This window comes from Pseudomonas frederiksbergensis, assembly GCF_003732705.1.
Lineage (GTDB): Bacteria > Pseudomonadota > Gammaproteobacteria > Pseudomonadales > Pseudomonadaceae > Aquipseudomonas > Aquipseudomonas frederiksbergensis_F.
In genome coordinates, this window is record NZ_MOBR01000031.1 from 1 (window position 1) to 19,638 (window position 19,638).

Sequence of the window (19,638 nt, forward strand, 5' to 3'; positions counted from 1 at the left end):
CCAGATTGACCAGGTCGAGTTCGTCGACAAAGACGTCGACTACGCGCACCGGATTGGTATCGCTGACGTAGTCGTCGAGGCTCTCGGGAAGTAAGGTGCCTTTGCCTCGATGTTCACCTTGGATAAAGCGCTTCATGGGCGATCCTTGCGATGAAATCCTCAGAAATCATAGCAAGGGTTCGCGGAGGCGTTTTTACACACTCTGGGCCGGAAGCAGCCTTTATGGATCCACACCTTCTTTCAGACGTATAACCTGCCCGTTTGGAATAACTCATTCACCTTTCTCATGTTGCAGCCGATGCCTCTACCTTAGAGGCATAGGAGCAATACAGATGAGAAACAACCAACCGGTTACGCAGCGCGAGGTTGCCCTTGGGCCTCAACAAAAACTCATCTCGACAACGGATGCGCGGGGCGTCATTACGTACTGCAATGACGCCTTCGTCGAGATCAGCGGTTTCAATAAGTCCGACCTGATCGGCGCGCCTCAGAACATCGTTCGTCACCCTGACGTGCCCTCCGCCGTCTTTGCCCATATGTGGGGCGCGCTCAAGCTTGGCAAGCCGTGGATGGGCATCGTCAAGAATCGCTCGAAAACCGGCGACCACTACTGGGTCAACGCCTACGTCACGCCGATTTTCGAGGGGCGTGAGGTTGTCGGCTATGAATCGGTCAGGGTAAAGCCGACGGCCGAGCAAATCCGTCGCGCCGAGGCCCTTTATAAACGCATCAGCCTGGGCAAGTCGGCCGTCCCGGTCAGTGATCAATGGCAACCCGCCCTGCTCGCCTGGCTGCCAGTGTTGACCATGGGCATGGTAGGTGCATTGGGCGGCGTGTTCCTCGGCATGTCGCAGGCAATCCTCTTGGCGGTCGGGGTATCGGTGCCGCTTGGGCTGTGGGTGTCGAGTCGGCAAAACCGCGGCGCGCTGCACCTGCTGGAAGTGGCTGAAGCTTCAACCTGCGACGCGTTGCTGGCCAAAATGTACAGCGACGAACGTGGTCCTCATGCACGCCTTGAAACGGCGTTTATCAGCCAGGCCTCCCGGCTCAAGACGTGCCTCACCCGGCTGCAGGATACGGCTGAACAACTGACTGGCCTGGCCGGCCGATCCGACAGCCTCGCCACCGACAGTTCCCGCGGGTTAGACCGCCAACGGGTCGAGACCGAGCAGGTGTCGGCAGCGGTCAATCAGATGGCAGCCACCACACAGGAAGTCGCCAGCCACGTCCAGCGCACCGCCGACGCTACTCAGGAAGCAAATGTGTTGACCGGACGTGGACGCGACGTGGCCCGGGACACCCGCGAAGCCATTCAGCGCCTCTCGGTAGTGGTCGGTGAAACCGGGCTGACAGTGGCGCAACTGGCCAAGGACAGCAATGAAATCGGCACGGTGGTCGATGTAATCAAGGGCATTGCCGACCAGACCAACCTGCTGGCGCTGAACGCCGCCATCGAAGCCGCGCGGGCGGGAGATATGGGTCGAGGTTTTGCGGTGGTCGCGGATGAAGTGCGCCAGTTGGCGCAGCGCACGACGGAGTCCACGACGCAAATCCATGGGCTTATTTCCAAGCTGCAGGTCTCGTCCAACAATGCGGTGAAAATCATGGAAAGTGGTCATCGCCAGGCCGAAGAAGGCGTTGCGTGGGTGCTTGAGGCAGATAAAGCATTGGTAGGGATCAGTGAAGCGGTGGCGAACATCACGGACATGACCACCCAGATTGCCGCTGCGACGGAAGAGCAAACCGCTGTGGCCGAGGAAATCAGCCGCAATATCACGACCATTGCCAACCTGGCGGATCAGACGTCTGAACAGGCCAGGCATTCGGCAGAGCTGAGCAAGGAACTGACCCAGACTGCTAAAACTCAGTACTCACTGGTGGAGAGATTTAACCGATAACCCATCAGTTTTCTTTAAAAAAGCCCGCGCTATGGGGCTATGAATTCCAAGCGCTAATCACATCTGACGGTGCGGCGGGGGGAGCAACTGCAGCCCTTCGCCATAAGCAAACTCTGGCCAATAACGAACAGTGACCTGTGTTTACGGTTTAAGAGTCGTCGGATGCATCGGACGTGACAGGCCAATCTGCGAGAATGCTAATGGTGAGGCGTGATCAAGCTACTTGCGCTCTCGCTCTTCATACCACAGCTTGAACGCTTCGGCGCTTATCGGTCGGCACACATGAAAACCCTGGGCCATGTCGCAGTGGTAACCGCCGAGCGCATTGAGCAACTCGGCTGTTTCTACGCCTTCGGCGATGACCGCCATTCCAAGATTATGACCTAGATCGACGACGCTTCGTACGATTAGCTCGTTGGCCTGATCGCTTTGCATGGCCAGTACAAAGGATTTGTCGATCTTGAGTTCGCTGATGGGCAGATCCTTCAACTGGGCCAGACTTGTATAGCCGACGCCGAAATCATCGATGGCGATGTGGATGCCCATTGAATGTAACTGCCTCAGGATGGTACGAGCAGCATAGGAATCGAGCATGATGGCGGACTCGGTCACTTCGAGCATTAGCATGTTCGGGGTCAGTTGGTGGTGCTCGAGCAGATCGACGATCTGAAACACCAGCTTATCGTCCAGCAGGTTACGTGCAGAAATGTTCACGGCAACCGGTATGCGTATCCCGACGTCGACCCATGCTCGCACCTGAGACAGAGCGAGGTTCAGCACGTATTGAGTCAGGGAGCCGATGATCCCGGTGAGTTCGGCAAACGGAATGAACTCATCCGGACGCACGAGACCGCGCACCGGGTGCTGCCAGCGCACCAACGCCTCGACGCCAGTGACTTCTCCTGTGCTCAGGCTAACCTTGGGCTGGTATTCCAGGAACAATTCACCGCGTTCCAGTCCTCGCCGCAGTTCGCCAAGCATTGCCAGGCGTTCCGGAGAGCGCCGATCCGCTTCCGGGTCGTAGGCGAGTATGCCCTTGCCCTGCTTCTTGGCCGCATACATGGCGATGTCGGCACGCTGCATGAGCGTCGAAGGATCGTCACCGTGCAGACCCGACACCACGACCCCGAAGCTGGCCTCGACATCTAGTTCGACCCCGTCGATTTCGAACGCCGCGGTAATCGCGGTGTGCAGCCGTTGCGCCGCTTTCAACGCCCCATCCAGGCCTTCGACGGAGGGAAGCAAAATCGCAAACTCATCACCGCCCAATCGGGCGACCGTGTCGATCTCCCGTGCTTCATTGATCAGCCTCTTTCCGACCTGGTCGAGCAGACAGTCCCCGTAGTGGTGCCCCAGGGTGTCGTTGACTTCCTTGAATCGGTCAAGATCGATCAGCAACAGGCCCGTGGTTGAATCCTGGCGGCGTCCCAGGCGCATAGCCTGCTCGAAACGGTCAGCTAGGAGGGTTCGGTTGGGCAGTCCGGTGAGCTTGTCGTGCAGCGAAGCGTGTAAGGCGTCCTTGCGTTGACTGTCGAGTTCGATACGAGTGCGCCGTAGTACATTGGCGAACAGGCCTACGAGGAGGAGCCCGGCAATAAAAACAATGGGGGTCGTATTGGCGTTGAAGGACTCCCGTGCGCGCAGTTTCTTCAGCGACTGAATCGATACTCTGTGATGATTGGCTGATGCCTGCGAAACTGTTTGCTCAATAATTTCGAACCGCGGGTCAACTTCGTCATTGTCGATCCGGAGCACCTCTGCGGTCTCGCCACGATCGACTGCGTCGAACATCCGATTGATACTTTCTAGATAGGGCTGCTGTGACGTGCGAACATACTCGACAAGGGTCCGGTCCTGGAGTGATCCGGATTGATGAACACGATCGAGCGCAGACATTAGCTCCGTCACGACCTCGTCGTAACGGCGACGCACCTCCGGGCCGGGCTCCAGTCGATATTTACGCTCCAGAGATTCTGCTTCAGTGACTGCAAATGCCGCCGAGGTGTAGTCGTCTGACAGTAAACTAGAAGCAATGGCTTCCTGCCCTAAGCGTCCAGTGGTAATGGTAGACCACACCGCAAAGACGCTGATTGCCAGCAGTACAGCGACCAGACCATGGCGCGCCCACCTGCTGGGTATTGTCTTGAGCCAGCGCATTACCGCGGGTACGGCGATCGGTGGTCCAAAGGCTTCAGGATGTTCAGGACTCGCTGGCGGCAAATTGCTCATACGCTACCTCCTGTAGACGTGGTGATTCCATTCTATTTGGGCCGTGTGCGCCAAAACTTAAGCTTAGTCGAAAACGAAATTAACTTTACCTATTCTTATAATGACTGCATAGCGTTGATGCGGTGCATCAGAAAGTGATAAATCGTTTAGGCTGCAAACGACTTAAATATAAATGTACTTATCAATCCTTCTCCGTACCGTGTCATGTGCAAACCGTAACGTCTATTGCACTAAAGCCGTAACCACTGGCAGACCGCTCTGTGTCGTATTTTCCCCTCGCGATGGTCAGAAATCGGCCGAAAAAGGCCTTCCGCACGGTTATTATTGCCGTACTTGCTTTACGACGCGGAGGACTCCACGGTTGTTTTGAGTCGATTGTTCATGTTAGTTGCCACTGGACAATGATAATGCTCACAACCAAACCGAATGCAAGGATCACAACTCTCCAAGTGATGCCGAGAAGCAGAGAATTCTTCCACAAGGCGCTAATCTCCGGCTTTAATGATTCAACGAATGTAGTGTTCTAGCCTCCTCGCAATAACCAAGCCAGTAGTCAACGCCAGCTCCAGGCCTCATGGCATGGTTTTAAAACGGCCACTTCGCAGCGCTAGACTTCTATTGTCTGAGGGGGACAATTCCCCAATAGCGGGGGACTGTCCCTCCATCAGGTGCTGAGTTCCCAGGGAGGGGATCCCTCATCTGCCTCGACTTGCCTCTTCCGATTCGTCCTGTCAGTCGCTTTTTCAGGGATCGCTTTGGACAAAAAGTACTTACACTTGGACAAACGCCATCACTGCTTATGGTGGTATATGAAAAAGGACCGAGCGTGAAGGAAACATGGGAAAAACTCTTGCCACTGAGTGGTTGGACACTCGTGGTTGAAGACGACCCCATGCTGAGAATATTGATGGTGACCATACTGGCCGAGATCGGCATCCGCTCCGTAGATTTCGACTCTGCCGATGATGCGTTGACCTACTTACTGGGAACGCCCAACGGCTGTCCATTGTTAGTCGTTGATCATGGCCTACCTGGCCAGCTCAGCGGCGCAGAATTCATTGAGATGGTTAAATCGAAATGGCCTTCGACCGCGGCCGTTCTCACATCTGGCTACGAACTGGCCCACTCAACAATACCGTCCTCAACCACCTACCTGCACAAGCCGTGGTCAATGGATGAGCTGGTGACGGCAGTAGCGTCGCTGCTTCAACCTGGTGATCCCATCTCCAAGATTTAAGCAACAGAATTTGTATCATTTGTCTTGGATGACTCTTTTTCTTGAGCGTCTGCTTTGGGTCCTTTTCAGCTGGTCGTGAGAGGCAGAAAACGGCCTAAAGCAGTCAGTATCTACGAAATCGGGGGGCTATTCAGCGGCTAGACTTTTTCGGCAGCTGTCACTTCGAGTAAAGCGGCCGGTATGATGAGGCGAAACGGATGTGGCCTATTAGTGATGGGGACTGCTATGAACGTGTTTATCAGCTCTGTAGTACGTAATTTTGAGCACTATCGTGCGGCCGCCAAAAAAGCAATTTCGCTGTTGGGGCACACCCCAGTGATGTGTGAGGATTTTGGTGCAAGACCCTATTCCTCTGAAGTCGCATGCATGACTGAGGTTGATCAGGCCGACGTAGTGGTGCTGATTCTTGGCGCGGACTTCGGCTTCAAAACCCACACAGGTGAGTCCGTCACTCAGCAGGAGTTCCATCGCGCCAAAGCTGCCAATAAACCCATCTTGGCTTTTCTGGAAGAGGTTCCGGTCGAGGATGATCAAAAGCGCTTTCACTGGGAGGTTTCCGATTACGTCGACGGCCTTTTCCGTTCCACCTTCACAGGTGATCGCGATCTCTCAGACAAAATCATTCAGGGGCTAAGCCAACTTGCAGCCAGTCGCAGCGCTATTTCCGAACAGGAGTTCGTTCAGCACCTGCAGAATCGTAGCTACAGCCGAAATTGGAATAGCCGGCCTCGTGAAGATCGCCTAGAGCTCGTGTTTCTGCCGCAGCCCATTCTCTCGGGTACGTTGCGTTCCATGCACACCCAGCATGATGAATTCTTCCTCAAGCTTTCTCAGGCGGGCTTGGTTTCTATCAAGGGTGGTTACAAGTCATTTAACGAGGGAGACATCACCGGCCTAGATGCGGAGGAGGCCTCTTGGCGGCATCACGATAATGGGATGAGCTGGCTCTCTATTCCTCTGGCAGCCCCAGGAAAGGGCGGCGAATATTTTGCCTCCTATTACATCTCGCCCAGTCGGCTAAAACGCTTTGCGGAAGAAGCTTTTAGTTTGATTAGCCGAGGTAAGGGAGGCTGGTTCCAGCTGGGGATCTACGGAATTTCTCACCAAGTCTACGCAGAGCCGCCAACCACCCCTGCATCGTCGATGTCCATGCCGCACCGCAGTGAGAAAAATATTGAGGTAAGAAAACTGCTGATTCCAGCATCACAGGGCGTTTTCAACCAGTGGCTGGAAGACGCTTTATTCCGAATCGGGCGCAAGCTTTCCTAAAGAATTGAGCGTGGCCAGCAGGCGGAAGGGGGATAAGCAACAATGCCCCCTCCGAACCCTTCGTGTCTCAGCTTGGCAGTTCTTCTAGCTTGAAAATCCGGTTGTCAGCCTTGAGTGCTGGAAAGGCTTCGCAATATGCATAGGGCTCGCTGAATGAAGTGCTGGGCGCATGAATGTTGAAGACCTTAACCTGGGGAGGGTGGCCGCTTTGCCGTTCATGGCGAAGGTCGTTCAGAGACCCAGGTGCCTCACCATTTTGTTCGGCAATCGAAATCACTAGATCTCGAAGGGTTTCGATTTCTGCATCCGATGCTTCTGCATAGGTGGTCAGTCGCTTATGACTTCCAAACCCGCCACGGGTAGAGCCGATTCGATTCAGGTGCACGTGAACCACCGTTACGATCTTCATACCGAATACCTTATTGAAGCCCAGAATGCGCCTCCTTCCGGAGGCGCTGTGAGGTCGTAATCAGCCCTTGGGAGGATGGGGGTCGTTGCCATAGGAGTCACGTTCACGGATCAGGTTGTCCCGGCCGTGGATGAGCACCTCGCTTTTTTGGTTTTGAGCTATCTGACGAGCCGCGTCAGCAGCTTCCTTTTGAGTCCGATGGTGGGAGGTGTCTTTAGTATTGCCCTCACCCCGAATCGCCCAGCCTTCATCACGTTTCACGACGTGCTGATTTTTGCCTGCCATGGAACACCTCTACTAGTGAGTTGCCTGCCTAGTAGAAGGTAGCATCGAAACGGAAAAATACAACATGTAGTGCTAGATCGACTGGAAGTGCATGTATGTTGTGCTTTGCCTCAGCAAATCGGCCTGTCTTGCTCAAGCTTACGTGCTGAAGCAGAAGTGCCTTGCCGGTTCGCGACGCGGCTGCTCCTCTACTATATCCATGAAAAAGGATGATCAGGCTAGCTAGCCTTTGGGCTTATGAAATGCAGAAATCTACGCCAAGGTGGTCGACAGGCTTTTGGACTTCCGCCGCTGGAGGACAGTCTGCTTTTGGCCGAAAGCGGACGATCAGCCCTTCTTTTTAGAGCGTGGTTAATTTCCAGCAAGAAACGAATATCAGCGACCAGTTGCTTACAACTACAGGCACTTTTTCGAGAGACACACTTGGTATCGCAACGCCATTATGCGCAAGAAGTTGCGCACTTATTTTGCGAAAACGCCCTCCAATCTCGCTAAGCGCCAAGCCCGCCGTGGCCTCCAGCCAAGTGCGCAAGAAGTTGCGCAGTACTGCGCAAGAAGTTGCGCACTTTATGGGGTGTTTTCCCTCCAAACGCACCCAAGCCATTGAAAAAGCTCGGCCATCCCCCCGGTTTGATTGGTCCTCAATTTTTCTGGTACGGACCTTGATAAGTATTAGGCACCCACCGGGCGATTTCGCCTCCCGGGCACCCTCATTTATTTAGCAAGGAGCACATCCATGGCTACACCAGCGTACATGTCCGTCACTGGCGAAAAACAAGGTCTGATCACTGCCGGCGCGTTCACTGCCGACTCGGTTGGCAACACCTACCAGGAAGGTCACGAAGACCAGGTCATGGTTCAGGCTTTCAACCACGACGTAATCATCCCGCGTGACCCGCAATCCGGCCAACCGACCGGTCAGCGCGTCCACAAGCCAGTCGTGATCACCAAGGTCTACGACAAGTCTTCGCCACTGCTGCAAGCGGCCCTGACTTCCGGCGAGCGCATGAGCGAAATCGTTATCCAGTGGTTCCGTACTTCTGCTCAGGGTACCCAAGAGCACTACTACACCACCAAACTGGAAGACGCGATCATCGTCGCCATCAACAACAAAATGCACAACTGCCAGGATCCGTCGAACTCCCACTTCACGCACCTGGAAGAAGTACAGTTCACCTACCGCAAAATCACCTGGACCCACGAAGTATCCGGTACTTCGGGTTCCGATGACTGGCGTCAGCCAGTCGCTTAATCGCGGCTGAACGCTTCACGCATCGGCCAGCTCTGCTGGTCGATGTTGTTTGCGCACTTCAAGAATTCTAGCGTCCGCCAGCGCCCTGCCCGGGTGCCGCGTACGCCGCAGCACTGCACGAGGAACAAGGGATGTTCGCGCCGGCCAATCAGACTCACTTTGCCCTGACTATCGAAGGTCTGGATAACGATCTCCAGGTGCTTGCCCTGCAAGGTCGGGAAGCCATCAGCCAGCCTTTTGTGTTTGAGGTGGATCTGGTCAGTGAACAGCCGTCCCTGGACCTCGAAACCTTGCTGCACAAACCGGCCTTTTTGCAGCTCTCGCCTGACGGCAGCGGCATTCATGGCCAGATCTATCGCGCCGCCCAGGGTGATTCCGGCAAACGCCTGACCCGCTACGCGGTGACCCTGCGCCCGCAACTGTCCTACCTGGCGCACCGCATCAACCAACGCATCTTCCAGAACCTCAGCGTGCCGAAAATTGTCGGCATGGTCCTCGAAGAACACGGCATCCAAAGCAATTCCTACGAATTCAAAGTAGGAGCGATTTATCCCGAGCGTATCTACTGCGTTCAATACGATGAATCGGACCTGCAGTTCATCCAGCGCCTGTGCGAGGAAGAAGGTATTCACTACCACTTCCAGCACAGCGCCACGGCCCACAAACTGGTGTTCGGCGATGACCAGACGGTGTTCCCGAAACTGGCGCCAGTGGCCTATCAGCAAGACTCCGGCATGGTCGCCACCGACCCGGTGATCAAACGCTTCGACCTGCGCCTGGAAACCCGCACCAGCCGCACCACCCGCCGCGACTACGACTTCGAAAAACCGCGCATCACCCTCGAAAGCGAAAACCGTGGCGACGCCCTGCCCGACCTCGAAGACTACGACTACCCCGGTCGTTTCATCGACCGCGAACGCGGCAAGCATCTGGCCAAACGCGCCCTCGAACGTCATCGCAGCGACTTCCAGTTGGCCGAAGGCCGCAGCGACCAGCCGATCCTGGTCAGCGGCCACTTCCTGGCCCTGACCCAACACCCGAAAGCCAAATGGAACGACCTGTGGCTGCTCACCGAAATCCTCCACGAAGGCAAACAGCCGCAAGTGTTGGAAGAATCGGTGACCAGCAACACCACCGCGTTGAAGGATGACTTCCATCAAGGCTATCGCAACCGCTTCCAGGCCACGCCCTGGGACGTGCCGAACCGCCCGCCGCTGAACCACCCCAAACCGCGAATCCTCGGCAGCCAGAGCGCCGTGGTCACCGGTCCCAAAGGTGAAGAAATCCACTGCGACCAGTACGGCCGCGTCAAAGTGCAATTCCACTGGGACCGTGAAGGCCAGGCCGACGACAAGACCAGTTGCTGGCTGCGCGTCTCCTCCGCCTGGGCCGGCGCCCACTACGGCGGCATCGCCATCCCGCGCATCGGCATGGAAGTACTGGTCACGTTTCTTGAGGGCGACCCCGACCAACCGCTGATCAGCGGCTGCCTGTACCACAAGGAAAACGTCGTCCCGTACGACCTGCCGGCGAACAAAACCCGCAGCACCTTCAAGACCCTGAGCTCCAAGGGTGGCGGCGGCTATAACGAACTGCGCATCGAAGACAAAAAGGGCCAGGAACAAATCTTCCTGCACGCCCAGCGCGACTGGGACGAAAACGTCGAACACGACCAGAAAATCCGCGTCGGCAACGAACGCCACGACACCGTCGAGCAAAACAGCTACAGCGAATTCAAGGCCGAAGAACACCACACCGTCTACGCCGACCGCAAAGTCGAAACCCGCGCCAACGACCACCTCACCGTCGGCGTCAACCAGCACATCAAAGTCGGCACCGGCCAATTCATCGAAGCCGGCCAGGAAATCCACCTGAGCAGCGGCATGAAAGTCGTGCTCGAAGCCGGCAGCGAACTGACCCTCAAGGGCGGCGGCAGCTTCATCAAGATCGACGGCAGCGGCGTGACGCTGAGCGGGCCGGTGATCAACATGAACTCCGGCGGCAGCCCCGGCAACGGCACTGGCGCAGCACCGCTGATGCCCGGCGTGCTGAAACAGGCCGATGCCGACACCGCTGGCCAGGTTTTGACCCCGGCGCAGATCAATACGTTGAAGCGCAATGCGCCGTTTTGTGAAGAGTGTGAGAAATGCAAGGCAGGTGCTTGTGCGATCTGATCTTTTGACCCCGCAGGCGTGGCTGGCTGAACGTCCTTTGCAGACAGGCGAACGTCTCTACTTGATTGTCAGCGCCGCCAGTGATGCCGAAGCGCTCAAAGCGTTCTACCAGCAAGACATGGCTCCAGAACTGAAGCCTATCTGGAGCGGTACGCCCTACGCCGATTGGCAGCCCGTCATGCCCTACCTTGCCGAATTGAAACCCAACGCCGGTTTTCTTCAGTGGATTGCCGAAACCGACGCCCAGGACTGGGGTTGGCTGGCGGTGTCCACCAGCGCTCCGGACGTGGTGTTCGAACACCTTCGCAGTTTGACTCAGGTGTTCATGCCTGACGGCACCGAGGTGTTTTTTCGGTTCTGGGATGGACGACATATCTTTCCGATCCTTGAAGGGCTCGGTGCCGGGGCTGGTGAAGTTTTACCGGTGTTCGACCGCTACTTGATTAACGGCCAGAAACTGGACGTGGGACCGAGGGGAGTTCCATCGGCAAAGAAGTGGCCGTGGTGGGAAGTGCCGCAGGCATTAGTTGACACGCTGGCCGAGAAAGACCACACCACCGTCGTCGAAAACTTGATGCAGTGGTTAGGAGAGGACTGCCCGGAACTGTTCTTCGCCTTCCCCGAAAGAAATCTGCGCCACAAGGTTGAGCGCTTCGTACGCCAACAATCCAACACAGAAGATATGGCAGAGCGTCTGGCTGCTGAGCTGACAAAGGAAGTCACGTCATGATTGATCCCATTGGTAATTTGGTCCTGCGCGTGCTGGACGCCAAAACCCCGGACGTGAGCCTGATTCTCAAGGACTTCAATAATTGCCTAACCGAATACAAGACCTGGGCCGACGGTTTCTGGACTGGCTGGGCAATGGATGTCGATCAGAAGTTCAAGGTCGGCAACGAAGTCAGCGTTACTGAGCGCAAGACCAAGACAGGGCCGGTTGAAACCTTTGCCACCTGCCCGTTGATGGGCGATTTCACCCTGATCCATATGTTTGAAAGCGCGCGGTACGTGCCCATCGGCAATACACCGGTCAAGCTCGAACCCGTCAAAAAAGCGATGTTCGGCGGATACGACGTTGTCGGCCCGGTGATTCCTGCGAATATCGGCCCAAGCGGCATTGAAGTTATCAAGGGCTGCAAGCCGGGTCAGATGTACCGCATCACCTTTTTTCCCAACGTTTCTGAAAGCAACGTCAAGGCGTTGTACGACTCATACCAGGGTGTCATCGGCAATCTTGACGGCTGGTTGAAAAGCGAGTGGTCGAGTAAGTTCCAGCCGCAGTGGGCGAGCTACTCGGCGACAGACCGGGCGGGTCGCTCGATGATATTGGTGCAGTCTGCGCTCGATAGTCTTGAGAAAGCGCTTTTAGGTCTGTGGGATGACATTAAAAGCCTGTTTGAGCTATTAGCCGACCCCTTCAAAAATGTAAAAAAACTTCTTCAATACCTGGAACAGGAAGAAATCGACAAACTCTACTCAGCATCGAAAGAAGCCATTGCGACCGGACTGCTGATTCTCAGCGACGAACCGCTGATGTTCGTTTACCTCTCAGCCATTATTGCGTGGGTTGGCATGCTGCCGCCGCAAGTCTGCGTGGAAGTGATAACGGCCATCGGCACTTCCTTTCTGATCAACGTGGTGCTGGGTATCTGTTTATCTGGCGGCCTGGGACTGGCGATTCGTGTTGGCACAAAAACTTTGGCCAAGGTCAACTCTGGCACCGCGGTAAAAATGCTTGAGGGGCTCGCGGAAAAACTCTTGGCCGCGAGTAAGGGTCACGCCTTGAAGGCTCACGGCGAAACCGTGAAACCACTGTTGGCCAGTGCGCAAGGCGTACCGATGGATGCCGCCAAAAAGGCCGCATTGAAAATCGAGCAAGCCACCGCTGCAAGAGCAAAAGGTCCTTTGCCGATCACCAGCGACACCCCAACACAGCTGGAAAAAAACGCCTCCGCCTTTGCTCGAAAAAAAGCAGAAAAACAATTCGTCCTGGAGCCGAAGGAAAAGGTCAGCGATGCTCCGGCCCAGTCAAAAACGCCCGACGAAAAAAGCTCAACCTGCGCCAAGAAAACCTGCACTAACGGCTGTCCAGTATCGATGGTCACCGGCGAAGAGCTGCTGACGCTGACCGATTGTGAACTCGGCGGACTGCTACCTTTCGAGTGGACTCGACTTTACCGTACCAGCGCTGCGGAAATTGATTGCGGCCTCGGTTACGGCTGGAGCCATGCACTTGCCCAGCGGGTAGACATAAAAGATGAAGAGGTGATCTGGACCGACCACGAAAACCGTATCACCACGTTCCCGTTACCGAGTGTGCAGCGTCCGGCGATCACCAACAGCCTGTCGGAAGCAGCGATTTTCCTTGGTGATGACCTCTCTGAACTGATCCTTACCCAGGCCGGAGAACGCACTCAGTTCTACCACTTCCGCTACGACAGCAAGGGCGCCACGCTGATCGCCCTCAGCGACAACTACGGCAATCGACTTCACATCACCCGTGACATTCACGGGCGCATCAAACGTGTCGATAACGGCGCCGGTCGTGCCCTGCTCGTACGTTACGACCGCAAGCACATCGTCGCCATCGACTATCAGCAGTTCATCCCGGCTGACAATCTGGAAGACGCCTGGATCACCATCCAGACCCTAGTCACCTACAGTTACGACACCCAGCACCGCCTGATCGAAGCCAAAAACGCCGCCGGCGAAGCCGAGCGTTATGCCTACAACGACCAGAACGTCATTCTTGAGCGGCAACTCGCTGGCGGCGCCAGTTTCTACTGGAAATGGGAAAAAGAAGGTAAATCGGCGCGCTGCATCCATCACTGGGCAAGCTTCTCGCAGATGGACGCGCATTACGTCTGGGATGACAAAGGCAGCGTCACGGTTACCAATGCTGACGGCAGCGAAGAGGTCTACACCCACGACGATAAGGCTCGACTGGTCGCCAAGGTTGATCCGGACGGTGCAGAGCACCTCAAGGCCTACGACGACAAGGGCCGCCTGATCGCCGAGAAAGATCCACTTGGCGCCGTCACCGAATACCAATACAACGAAGCAGGCCGTCTGGTTGCGGTCATACCACCGGAAGACGCCCCGACCTCCTACGAGTATTACCACGGCTACGTCCGGGTGGTGAATCGTGGCCCAGCGAAGTGGATATATTGGCGCAACGACCAAGGCGACATCACCGAACAAGTCGACCCGGATGGTAATTCAACCCACTACAACTATGACCGCCAGGGCCGACTTCTAGAAATCCGTCATCCGGATGGCAGTCGTCATCAACTGGGCTGGAACAATCTCGGTCAACTCCTCGAAGAACAGTTGCCCGATGGTGGCCAGCGCAAGTACCGCTACGACGCGTTGGGCCGGCAGATCACCCGTCAGGACGAAAACGGCGCAATCACCCAATACCAATGGGATGCTGCTAACCGGCTCGCGCAAATCACCCTGCCCGGTGGTGCTACGCGCGCGTTCACTTACAACCCATACGGCCGCGTCACCGCCGAGCGCGATGAGTTGGGCCGAGTCACCCGCTACGAATATGCCGACAACCTGCACTTGGTCAGCCGTCGTATCAATCCGGATGGCAGCCAACTGCGCTATCGCTACGACAACTCGAGATTGTTGCTCACCGAGATCGAAAACGAACGTGGCGAGCATTACCACCTCGATTATTACGCCAACGGCCTGATCCAGCAGGAAACCGGGTTCGACGGTCGTCGCACCGCTTATGAATACGACCTCAACGGCCAGTTGCTGAAGAAAACCGAATTCGGCGATGACGGCAGCGAGTTGGCCACTGAATACCAGCGCGACGCCGCTGGCCGTTTGTTGGTGAAAACCCTGGCTGATGGTGAAGAGATTCACTACAGCTACGACGCGCTTGGCCGTCTCGTGAATGTCGACGACGGTAACTGGCCACTGGCGTACGAATACGACCTGCAAGACCGTCTGATCACCGAGCACCAAGGTTGGGGCACTACGCGTTACGAGTACGACACCGTCGGCCAGTTGAAACACTGCCGTCTCCCGGACGGCAGCAAGCTTGATTATCGCCACCAGCGCGGCGGGCAGTTGAGCAGCATCGACCTTAACGGCTCGCGCCTGACCACCCACCAATTTAACGCCGGCCGCGAACAACAGCGCCAACAAGGTCTGCTGCTCAGCCAATACCAGTACGACGAACAAGGTCGCCTGCAAGCCCACAGCGTTAGCCAGCAGGATCGCAACCTGTTCCAGCGTCGCTACGCCTACGATGCCAATGGCAACCTCGCCGGCATCGACGACACCCGTAAAGGCAACCGCAGCTACCACTACGACCCGCTCGACCGCCTGATCAACGTCCGTGGCAGCACCCCGGAAAGCTTCGCCCACGACCCCGCCGGCAACTTGCTGGGACAAGGCGATCAGGCAACCGCGAACCTGGCCAACGTCAAAGGCAATCGTCTGCTGATGCAGGGCGACCGCCACTACGATTACGATGCCTACGGCAACCTGTGCCGCGAACGCCGTGGCACCGGACAGAAACTCGTCACCGAATACCGCTACGACTGCCAACACCGCTTGATCGGCGTCAGCCTGCCCGGCGGCAGCATCGCAAGCTACAAGTACGACGCCTTCGGCCGCCGTATCGAAAAAACCGTCGACGGCAGCACCACGGAATTCCTGTGGCAAGGTGAACGCCTGATCGCCGAAAGCGCCGACAACCGCTATCGCACCTACATATACGAACCGGGCAGCTTCCGCCCGCTGGCAATGCTCGACGGCGAAGGCCCGCTGAAAGCAACGCCGTTCTACTACCAACTCGACCACCTGGGCACCCCGCAAGAACTCACCGACTACAGCGGCGAGATCATGTGGTCGGCGAAATACCGCGCCTACGGCAACCTTGCGGCACTCGACGTTGCCGAAATCGACAACCCGCTACGCTTCCAGGGTCAATACTTTGATGCGGAAACGGGCTTACATTACAACCGGCATCGCTACTACAACCCGGACACCGGACGGTATTTGACACCGGACCCGATTAAGCTCGCTGGTGGGTTGAACAACTATCAGTACGTGCCTAACCCTACGGGGTGGGTGGATCCGTTGGGCCTGGATATTTGTCCGGGTGGAGATGCGTGTAAGCCCCCAAATGCGATAGAAGATCCCGCAACAAATACGAAAGTAAATGAGGGTGAACCCGGCCTTCCTGTAGTAAGCGGCAGCTACAAAGAACTGACTGATGCGAAAGCAAAAGATGCGCACCACATCATCCAAGATGCTGCGGTACGCGACTTACCTGGGTATGATCGAAAAGCAGCGCCAGCAGTACAACTACCAGGCCCCTCTACGCAGAAAGGCACTCCTCATTACGAAGCAACACAAGCTCAACGCCGAGCTGGCGGAGGGAGTTATAAAGCCGAACGCAGAATTGCTTTCAGAGCATTGCGTAAAGCCGGAATTAAGAAAGATGATGCAAAGGCCTTGATCAGAAATGCTGACGAGCACTTCAAGGCTATTGATGTTAAGCCGGAGACTTCGACTCGCATACCAGGGAACAGACGAAAATGAAAATTGATAAGAATCTCGAACTAGAAATAATTGATCTTATTTACGCACTCGTTAATGGCGATTTTGATAAAATCTCTGCCAAAAACTGGTATGGCAGACTCAACAAACATGATATTGAAGCGAGACTCTCCGAGTACGGTAATACATTGGTATTACCTCCAGCGTCTTTCGTAGAGAAGATAGATACTTATGAGTACAACGATGGCTCTGGCTTAGCTCTGGATGTACCACTGTGGACAGAGGAAGAAGGAATGAGCGACCTGACTCTTTCCCTTGAGTTGATATATGACGAAACAAAAGCGAAGCTTCAAATGACTGATCTCCGTGTTCTATGAAATAGCTGTAGAGCATTTTTTCTCGGTGGGGAGATTTTCTAACCGCTATGAATATCTTTAGGTAAAGGAAGTGAATCGCCCCTGGTTTATTAGAGGCGTCCGACTGGTTCCATTTGGCCAAAATCAGCCAGAGCCTTATTGTCGGATCGAGCCTCAGCTGTCGGATCTGACAATCGGCGGGCCGGTTTGGCTCAATTGCATCTACGGTTATCGCCAAGGATCGGGTAGTAACAATCGCGCATTCAGCCACGGATAATTCCCGATCAATACTGGAGTACATCCTTGCTGAATTGCTTTCGGCCACTACGAAGGATGTTGGAATGAACTCTGTTGCTCACAATCTACCCAGGATCTATATCATTTATGGCTAGGAACAGGCCGCTTTAACTCAAGAGTTTTTCGAAGCTTTTCCGCTTCGATTGATTGCCTCTCGATGAACTGCTTCATTTGAACCGTTTCTAACGTTTGCTGTTCGTATTGTTTTTGCTGCGCGATCAACTACTCTCGGAGTAAGTTCTCTGTCGTTTTTTGCGATAAAGAATTTTCATGATCGATGTCTTGCGAAACAGAAATCTGCCACCATGTCGCGAGTAAAGAGATCACTGCTGATGCGATGACTGCCCTTTTTGTCCATTCCAGGCTATTACCTGCCTGTTTGAATGCTAGTTCAGCATGCTTCTGATCACTCTCAGCTTTCTGTATCCATGCCGGCAAAATATCCTCTACAATTGTTTGGTTCAGACCACCAACAACCTCGGCAAGCGCATAAATTCGCAAACTTGTTTCACGCGAACTCTCAGCACTTTCTAAAGTTGCTCGTCCAAGCACTGTTTCTTCTGGGGCCAGAAAATAGGAGGAGTCTGAGAAGTCCTGCGCCCACTAATAGAGTCGTCTTTTAGTGGCGACAGCAACGCCTCTGACGCTTGCCAAGTACTAGAAGAAGTGTGAACTTCCGCCGCAACCATCGCAGCTCTTAGGGCGTCAGAAGCAGAAATAGATTCTGCGCATATTTGCCAGCCCGAACATCTGTTCCTGAAGCTTTTCTAAAGCCCCTTTACCAAGAAAGCCATAACTGCTATCGATAGATTTACGCATCTCATCGAGCCGTTTTTCATGGCGTTGAACCTCTCGATCTTTTCCAACCTTAACGGCGTCTCCAAGCTCAATCAATCCGGCGCCGTCCAGCAAATGCCCCCAATCGTTTTTTCTCGCTATTACGGGGGTAATTGTTAAAAAATCCGTCTCGATTAATGCGTCGACGACTTTATCCGGTAGATCGGAGTAGTCTCGTTTGTCCTGCGCTCGACTGGTTAATTTTGTACCGCAATCCTGCCTAATTCCATCGGATCACTACTTTAGAAATGCTTCAAATCCGCAACATTAGCGTGTCGAACGTACATTGGGCCCAATGAGGTATTAACCTCTACTTTTTTCAGGTATTAAATTATCTAGAGAAAGTTTTTTTGGTCGTAGTTTCGGCGGTTCAGCAGGTTTGTCATTCATCTAAATATCGCACCCCGTCCTATTATAAGTTCTGTCTATGATCGAAGATTCTGTAACGTCATCCGTAATGACTTTTCGGCTATGGGCTAAGTATAGGCGTGTGCGAGTCAGTATTTCTCGTTTACTTGAATCGCCTAGGATTTTCTAGACACATACAAGCGACTGCTTTTGGCCAATTTTTTCCTGTCGCCAACTTCAGATATGTGGCTTGGGGTTGGCGACCAGTTAAACATTGAGAGTGGGATGGAGTGATGGTGTTAAATCCAGTCCGGGATACGACTAACGCCCCTAATATTTGGGGCTTCAATCGACACGAATCTGTTGCGTGACCCGCGGTAACTGAATGCGGCTTAATGCCCGCGGACGAAAAGTGAGAGTACCCACTTACATCGATTTGACCGAGACTACTTCCACAAACCTGAATTTTTTTCTGGCCGTCTTTGTAGCTTCTTGTTCTGCATCTAGGGAGCTCAGCGTATCGGCCTCATGCACCATCTCGTGCATCTCGCCTTCAAATTCGTTTCCCACACGGAGCGTAACTCTCAACCTAGGAGTGAAGCCTTTTGAGACTGCCTTTTTCTTCGCTGCCTTCACCGGTTGCACAATCACAACATCCGGGACTGTGTCCTGCACGTCTGAGTTAATTGCCGGCGGAGAGGGCTCAGAATTACCGAATAGCGCCCGGCGCATCTCATCTTCCATCAATTCCGTATTCATACCATTTCTCAGAAGGGTGTTATCTATAACCTGATCGATTCTATCAGGATGGCCGGACTCTGTAGTAAAGCGTCGTTGGGTCTGACACTGAAGTGACAAAGGCCAGCAGAGCAGATACCGGCGAGCGTCAGCATCTGTCCATGTGCCAATCATGGCGGGCAGCGGTCGACCAGTATCAGCCAAAGAGAGATAAGCTAGGCTTCCGGCATTATTCCTCAAGGACGAACACCATGCCAGATAACTCAGACTGCAAGATCGCCACGGCGGACGCTCTGACATTGCTCCTCCACAGCCAGCATGCCTTAAGTGCAGCTATAGAAGAAATAACCAAGTGGCTCTCAGAAAATGGGGCAGGCAGTGTCGCCGCTAATGCGATGTCGGCCATGGAAACGCTAGACACCAATGCTCAAGCCATAACAGATTCCATTTTGAGGATACGCCAGTCATAAATTACTCAGCGCAAGACTGCCTTCTGATTTGAATGCCTCCCGATTTTGTAGACACCATTGACTGGCGGCTATGGGTCGATTGCAGACCTTCACGATGGGCAGCAATCGGCCCAGAGTGTGTAAAGACGCCTCCGCGAACCCTTGCTATGATTTCTGAGGATTTCATCGCAAGGATCGCCCATGAAGCGCTTTATCCAAGGTGAACATCGAGGCCAAGGCACCTTACTTCCCGAGAGCCTCGACGACTACGTCAGCGATACCATTCCGGTGCGCGTAGTCGACGTCTTTGTCGACGAACTCGACCTGGTCAATCTGG

17 protein-coding genes are annotated in these 19,638 nt (G+C 54.6%); 10 read left to right on the forward strand and 7 right to left on the reverse strand.

The features are described 5' to 3' along the window. The coding region (locus tag BK667_RS33680; RefSeq protein WP_259698184.1) for a hypothetical protein at positions 1-136 on the reverse strand (136 nt) is incomplete at its 3' end. Positions 137-332: 196 nt separating this feature from the next. On the opposite strand from BK667_RS33680, the gene BK667_RS24835 reads away from it, so the two are divergent. Then, on the forward strand, positions 333-1,898 hold the full coding sequence (locus BK667_RS24835; protein ID WP_123512773.1) for a methyl-accepting chemotaxis protein: 1,566 nt from the start codon (positions 333-335) through the stop codon (positions 1,896-1,898). 219 nt (positions 1,899-2,117) lie between these two features. Here BK667_RS24835 and BK667_RS24840 read toward each other — a convergent pair whose 3' ends face one another. After that, positions 2,118-4,127: a putative bifunctional diguanylate cyclase/phosphodiesterase gene (locus BK667_RS24840; protein ID WP_123599192.1), complete on the reverse strand. Its 2,010-nt coding sequence runs from the start codon at positions 4,125-4,127 to the stop codon at positions 2,118-2,120. A gap of 826 nt (positions 4,128-4,953) precedes the next feature. Between BK667_RS24840 and BK667_RS24845 the strand changes: the two genes are divergently transcribed. Together BK667_RS24845 and BK667_RS24850 are read left to right on the forward strand one after the other, a co-directional pair. Then, a complete protein-coding gene (locus tag BK667_RS24845; RefSeq protein WP_123599193.1) occupies positions 4,954-5,364 on the forward strand; it encodes a response regulator in 411 nt (136 codons plus the stop codon). 225 nt (positions 5,365-5,589) lie between these two features. Continuing rightward, on the forward strand, positions 5,590-6,633 hold the full coding sequence (locus BK667_RS24850) for a DUF4062 domain-containing protein (protein WP_123599201.1): 1,044 nt from the start codon (positions 5,590-5,592) through the stop codon (positions 6,631-6,633). Between the two features lie 67 nt (positions 6,634-6,700). Here BK667_RS24850 and BK667_RS24855 read toward each other — a convergent pair whose 3' ends face one another. Together BK667_RS24855 and BK667_RS24860 are read right to left on the reverse strand one after the other, a co-directional pair. After that, positions 6,701-7,042, reverse strand: coding sequence for a hypothetical protein (locus BK667_RS24855; protein ID WP_003364707.1), 342 nt, complete (start codon positions 7,040-7,042; stop codon positions 6,701-6,703). A 60-nt stretch (positions 7,043-7,102) separates the two neighbouring features. Further along, positions 7,103-7,327, reverse strand: coding sequence for a DUF2188 domain-containing protein (locus BK667_RS24860; RefSeq protein WP_123599194.1), 225 nt, complete (start codon positions 7,325-7,327; stop codon positions 7,103-7,105). Between the two features lie 736 nt (positions 7,328-8,063). Here BK667_RS24860 and BK667_RS24865 point away from each other — a divergent pair. The 5 genes from BK667_RS24865 to BK667_RS24885 all read left to right on the forward strand — a co-directional run bounded on the left by BK667_RS24865 (position 8,064) and on the right by BK667_RS24885 (position 16,653). Beyond that, entirely contained in the window at positions 8,064-8,579 is a 516-nt protein-coding gene (locus BK667_RS24865) for an Hcp family type VI secretion system effector (RefSeq protein WP_017338154.1), read from the forward strand. A gap of 131 nt (positions 8,580-8,710) precedes the next feature. After that, positions 8,711-10,753, forward strand: a complete 2,043-nt coding sequence (locus tag BK667_RS24870) for a type VI secretion system Vgr family protein (RefSeq protein WP_123599195.1) — start codon at positions 8,711-8,713, stop codon at positions 10,751-10,753. Then, complete coding sequence (locus BK667_RS24875) at positions 10,743-11,483, forward strand: DUF4123 domain-containing protein (protein ID WP_123599196.1); 741 nt, start codon at positions 10,743-10,745, stop codon at positions 11,481-11,483. The genes BK667_RS24870 and BK667_RS24875 overlap by 11 nt, the downstream gene beginning before the upstream one ends. Next, positions 11,480-16,318: an RHS repeat-associated core domain-containing protein gene (locus tag BK667_RS24880; protein WP_259698183.1), complete on the forward strand. Its 4,839-nt coding sequence runs from the start codon at positions 11,480-11,482 to the stop codon at positions 16,316-16,318. The genes BK667_RS24875 and BK667_RS24880 overlap by 4 nt, the downstream gene beginning before the upstream one ends. After that, positions 16,315-16,653, forward strand: coding sequence for a DUF7668 domain-containing protein (locus BK667_RS24885; RefSeq protein ID WP_123599197.1), 339 nt, complete (start codon positions 16,315-16,317; stop codon positions 16,651-16,653). Before BK667_RS24880 ends, BK667_RS24885 begins: the two co-directional genes overlap by 4 nt. A gap of 498 nt (positions 16,654-17,151) precedes the next feature. Here the strand turns inward: BK667_RS24885 and BK667_RS33120 are convergent, their stop codons facing one another. The 3 genes from BK667_RS33120 to BK667_RS24895 form a co-directional block, all read right to left on the reverse strand. After that, complete coding sequence (locus tag BK667_RS33120; protein ID WP_148060158.1) at positions 17,152-17,481, reverse strand: hypothetical protein; 330 nt, start codon at positions 17,479-17,481, stop codon at positions 17,152-17,154. Positions 17,482-17,634: 153 nt separating this feature from the next. Then, entirely contained in the window at positions 17,635-17,841 is a 207-nt protein-coding gene (locus BK667_RS24890) for a hypothetical protein (RefSeq protein WP_123599198.1), read from the reverse strand. 699 nt (positions 17,842-18,540) lie between these two features. Then, entirely contained in the window at positions 18,541-18,873 is a 333-nt protein-coding gene (locus BK667_RS24895) for a hypothetical protein (RefSeq protein ID WP_123599199.1), read from the reverse strand. A 230-nt stretch (positions 18,874-19,103) separates the two neighbouring features. Here BK667_RS24895 and BK667_RS24900 point away from each other — a divergent pair, with 230 nt between their 5' ends. Both BK667_RS24900 and BK667_RS34080 read left to right on the forward strand, forming a co-directional pair. Then, positions 19,104-19,322, forward strand: a complete 219-nt coding sequence (locus tag BK667_RS24900) for a hypothetical protein (RefSeq protein ID WP_123599200.1) — start codon at positions 19,104-19,106, stop codon at positions 19,320-19,322. A 180-nt stretch (positions 19,323-19,502) separates the two neighbouring features. Next, the coding region (locus BK667_RS34080; RefSeq protein ID WP_375539186.1) for a hypothetical protein at positions 19,503-19,638 on the forward strand (136 nt) is incomplete at its 3' end.

Bases quoted from the DNA above. Each gene is read 5' to 3' on its own strand.
- BK667_RS24870 (WP_123599195.1), top strand. From the start codon at position 8,711: ATGTTCGCGCCGGCCAATCAGACTCACTTTGCCCTGACTATCGAAGGT.
- BK667_RS24900 (WP_123599200.1), top strand. From the start codon at position 19,104: ATGCCAGATAACTCAGACTGCAAGATCGCCACGGCGGACGCTCTGACA.
- BK667_RS24840 (WP_123599192.1), bottom strand. From the start codon at position 4,127: ATGAGCAATTTGCCGCCAGCGAGTCCTGAACATCCTGAAGCCTTTGGA.
- BK667_RS24850 (WP_123599201.1), top strand. From the start codon at position 5,590: ATGAACGTGTTTATCAGCTCTGTAGTACGTAATTTTGAGCACTATCGT.
- BK667_RS24865 (WP_017338154.1), top strand. From the start codon at position 8,064: ATGGCTACACCAGCGTACATGTCCGTCACTGGCGAAAAACAAGGTCTG.
- BK667_RS24880 (WP_259698183.1), top strand. From the start codon at position 11,480: ATGATTGATCCCATTGGTAATTTGGTCCTGCGCGTGCTGGACGCCAAA.
- BK667_RS24860 (WP_123599194.1), bottom strand. From the start codon at position 7,327: ATGGCAGGCAAAAATCAGCACGTCGTGAAACGTGATGAAGGCTGGGCG.
- BK667_RS24855 (WP_003364707.1), bottom strand. From the start codon at position 7,042: ATGAAGATCGTAACGGTGGTTCACGTGCACCTGAATCGAATCGGCTCT.
- BK667_RS24895 (WP_123599199.1), bottom strand. From the start codon at position 18,873: ATGAATACGGAATTGATGGAAGATGAGATGCGCCGGGCGCTATTCGGT.
- BK667_RS24835 (WP_123512773.1), top strand. From the start codon at position 333: ATGAGAAACAACCAACCGGTTACGCAGCGCGAGGTTGCCCTTGGGCCT.
- BK667_RS24885 (WP_123599197.1), top strand. From the start codon at position 16,315: ATGAAAATTGATAAGAATCTCGAACTAGAAATAATTGATCTTATTTAC.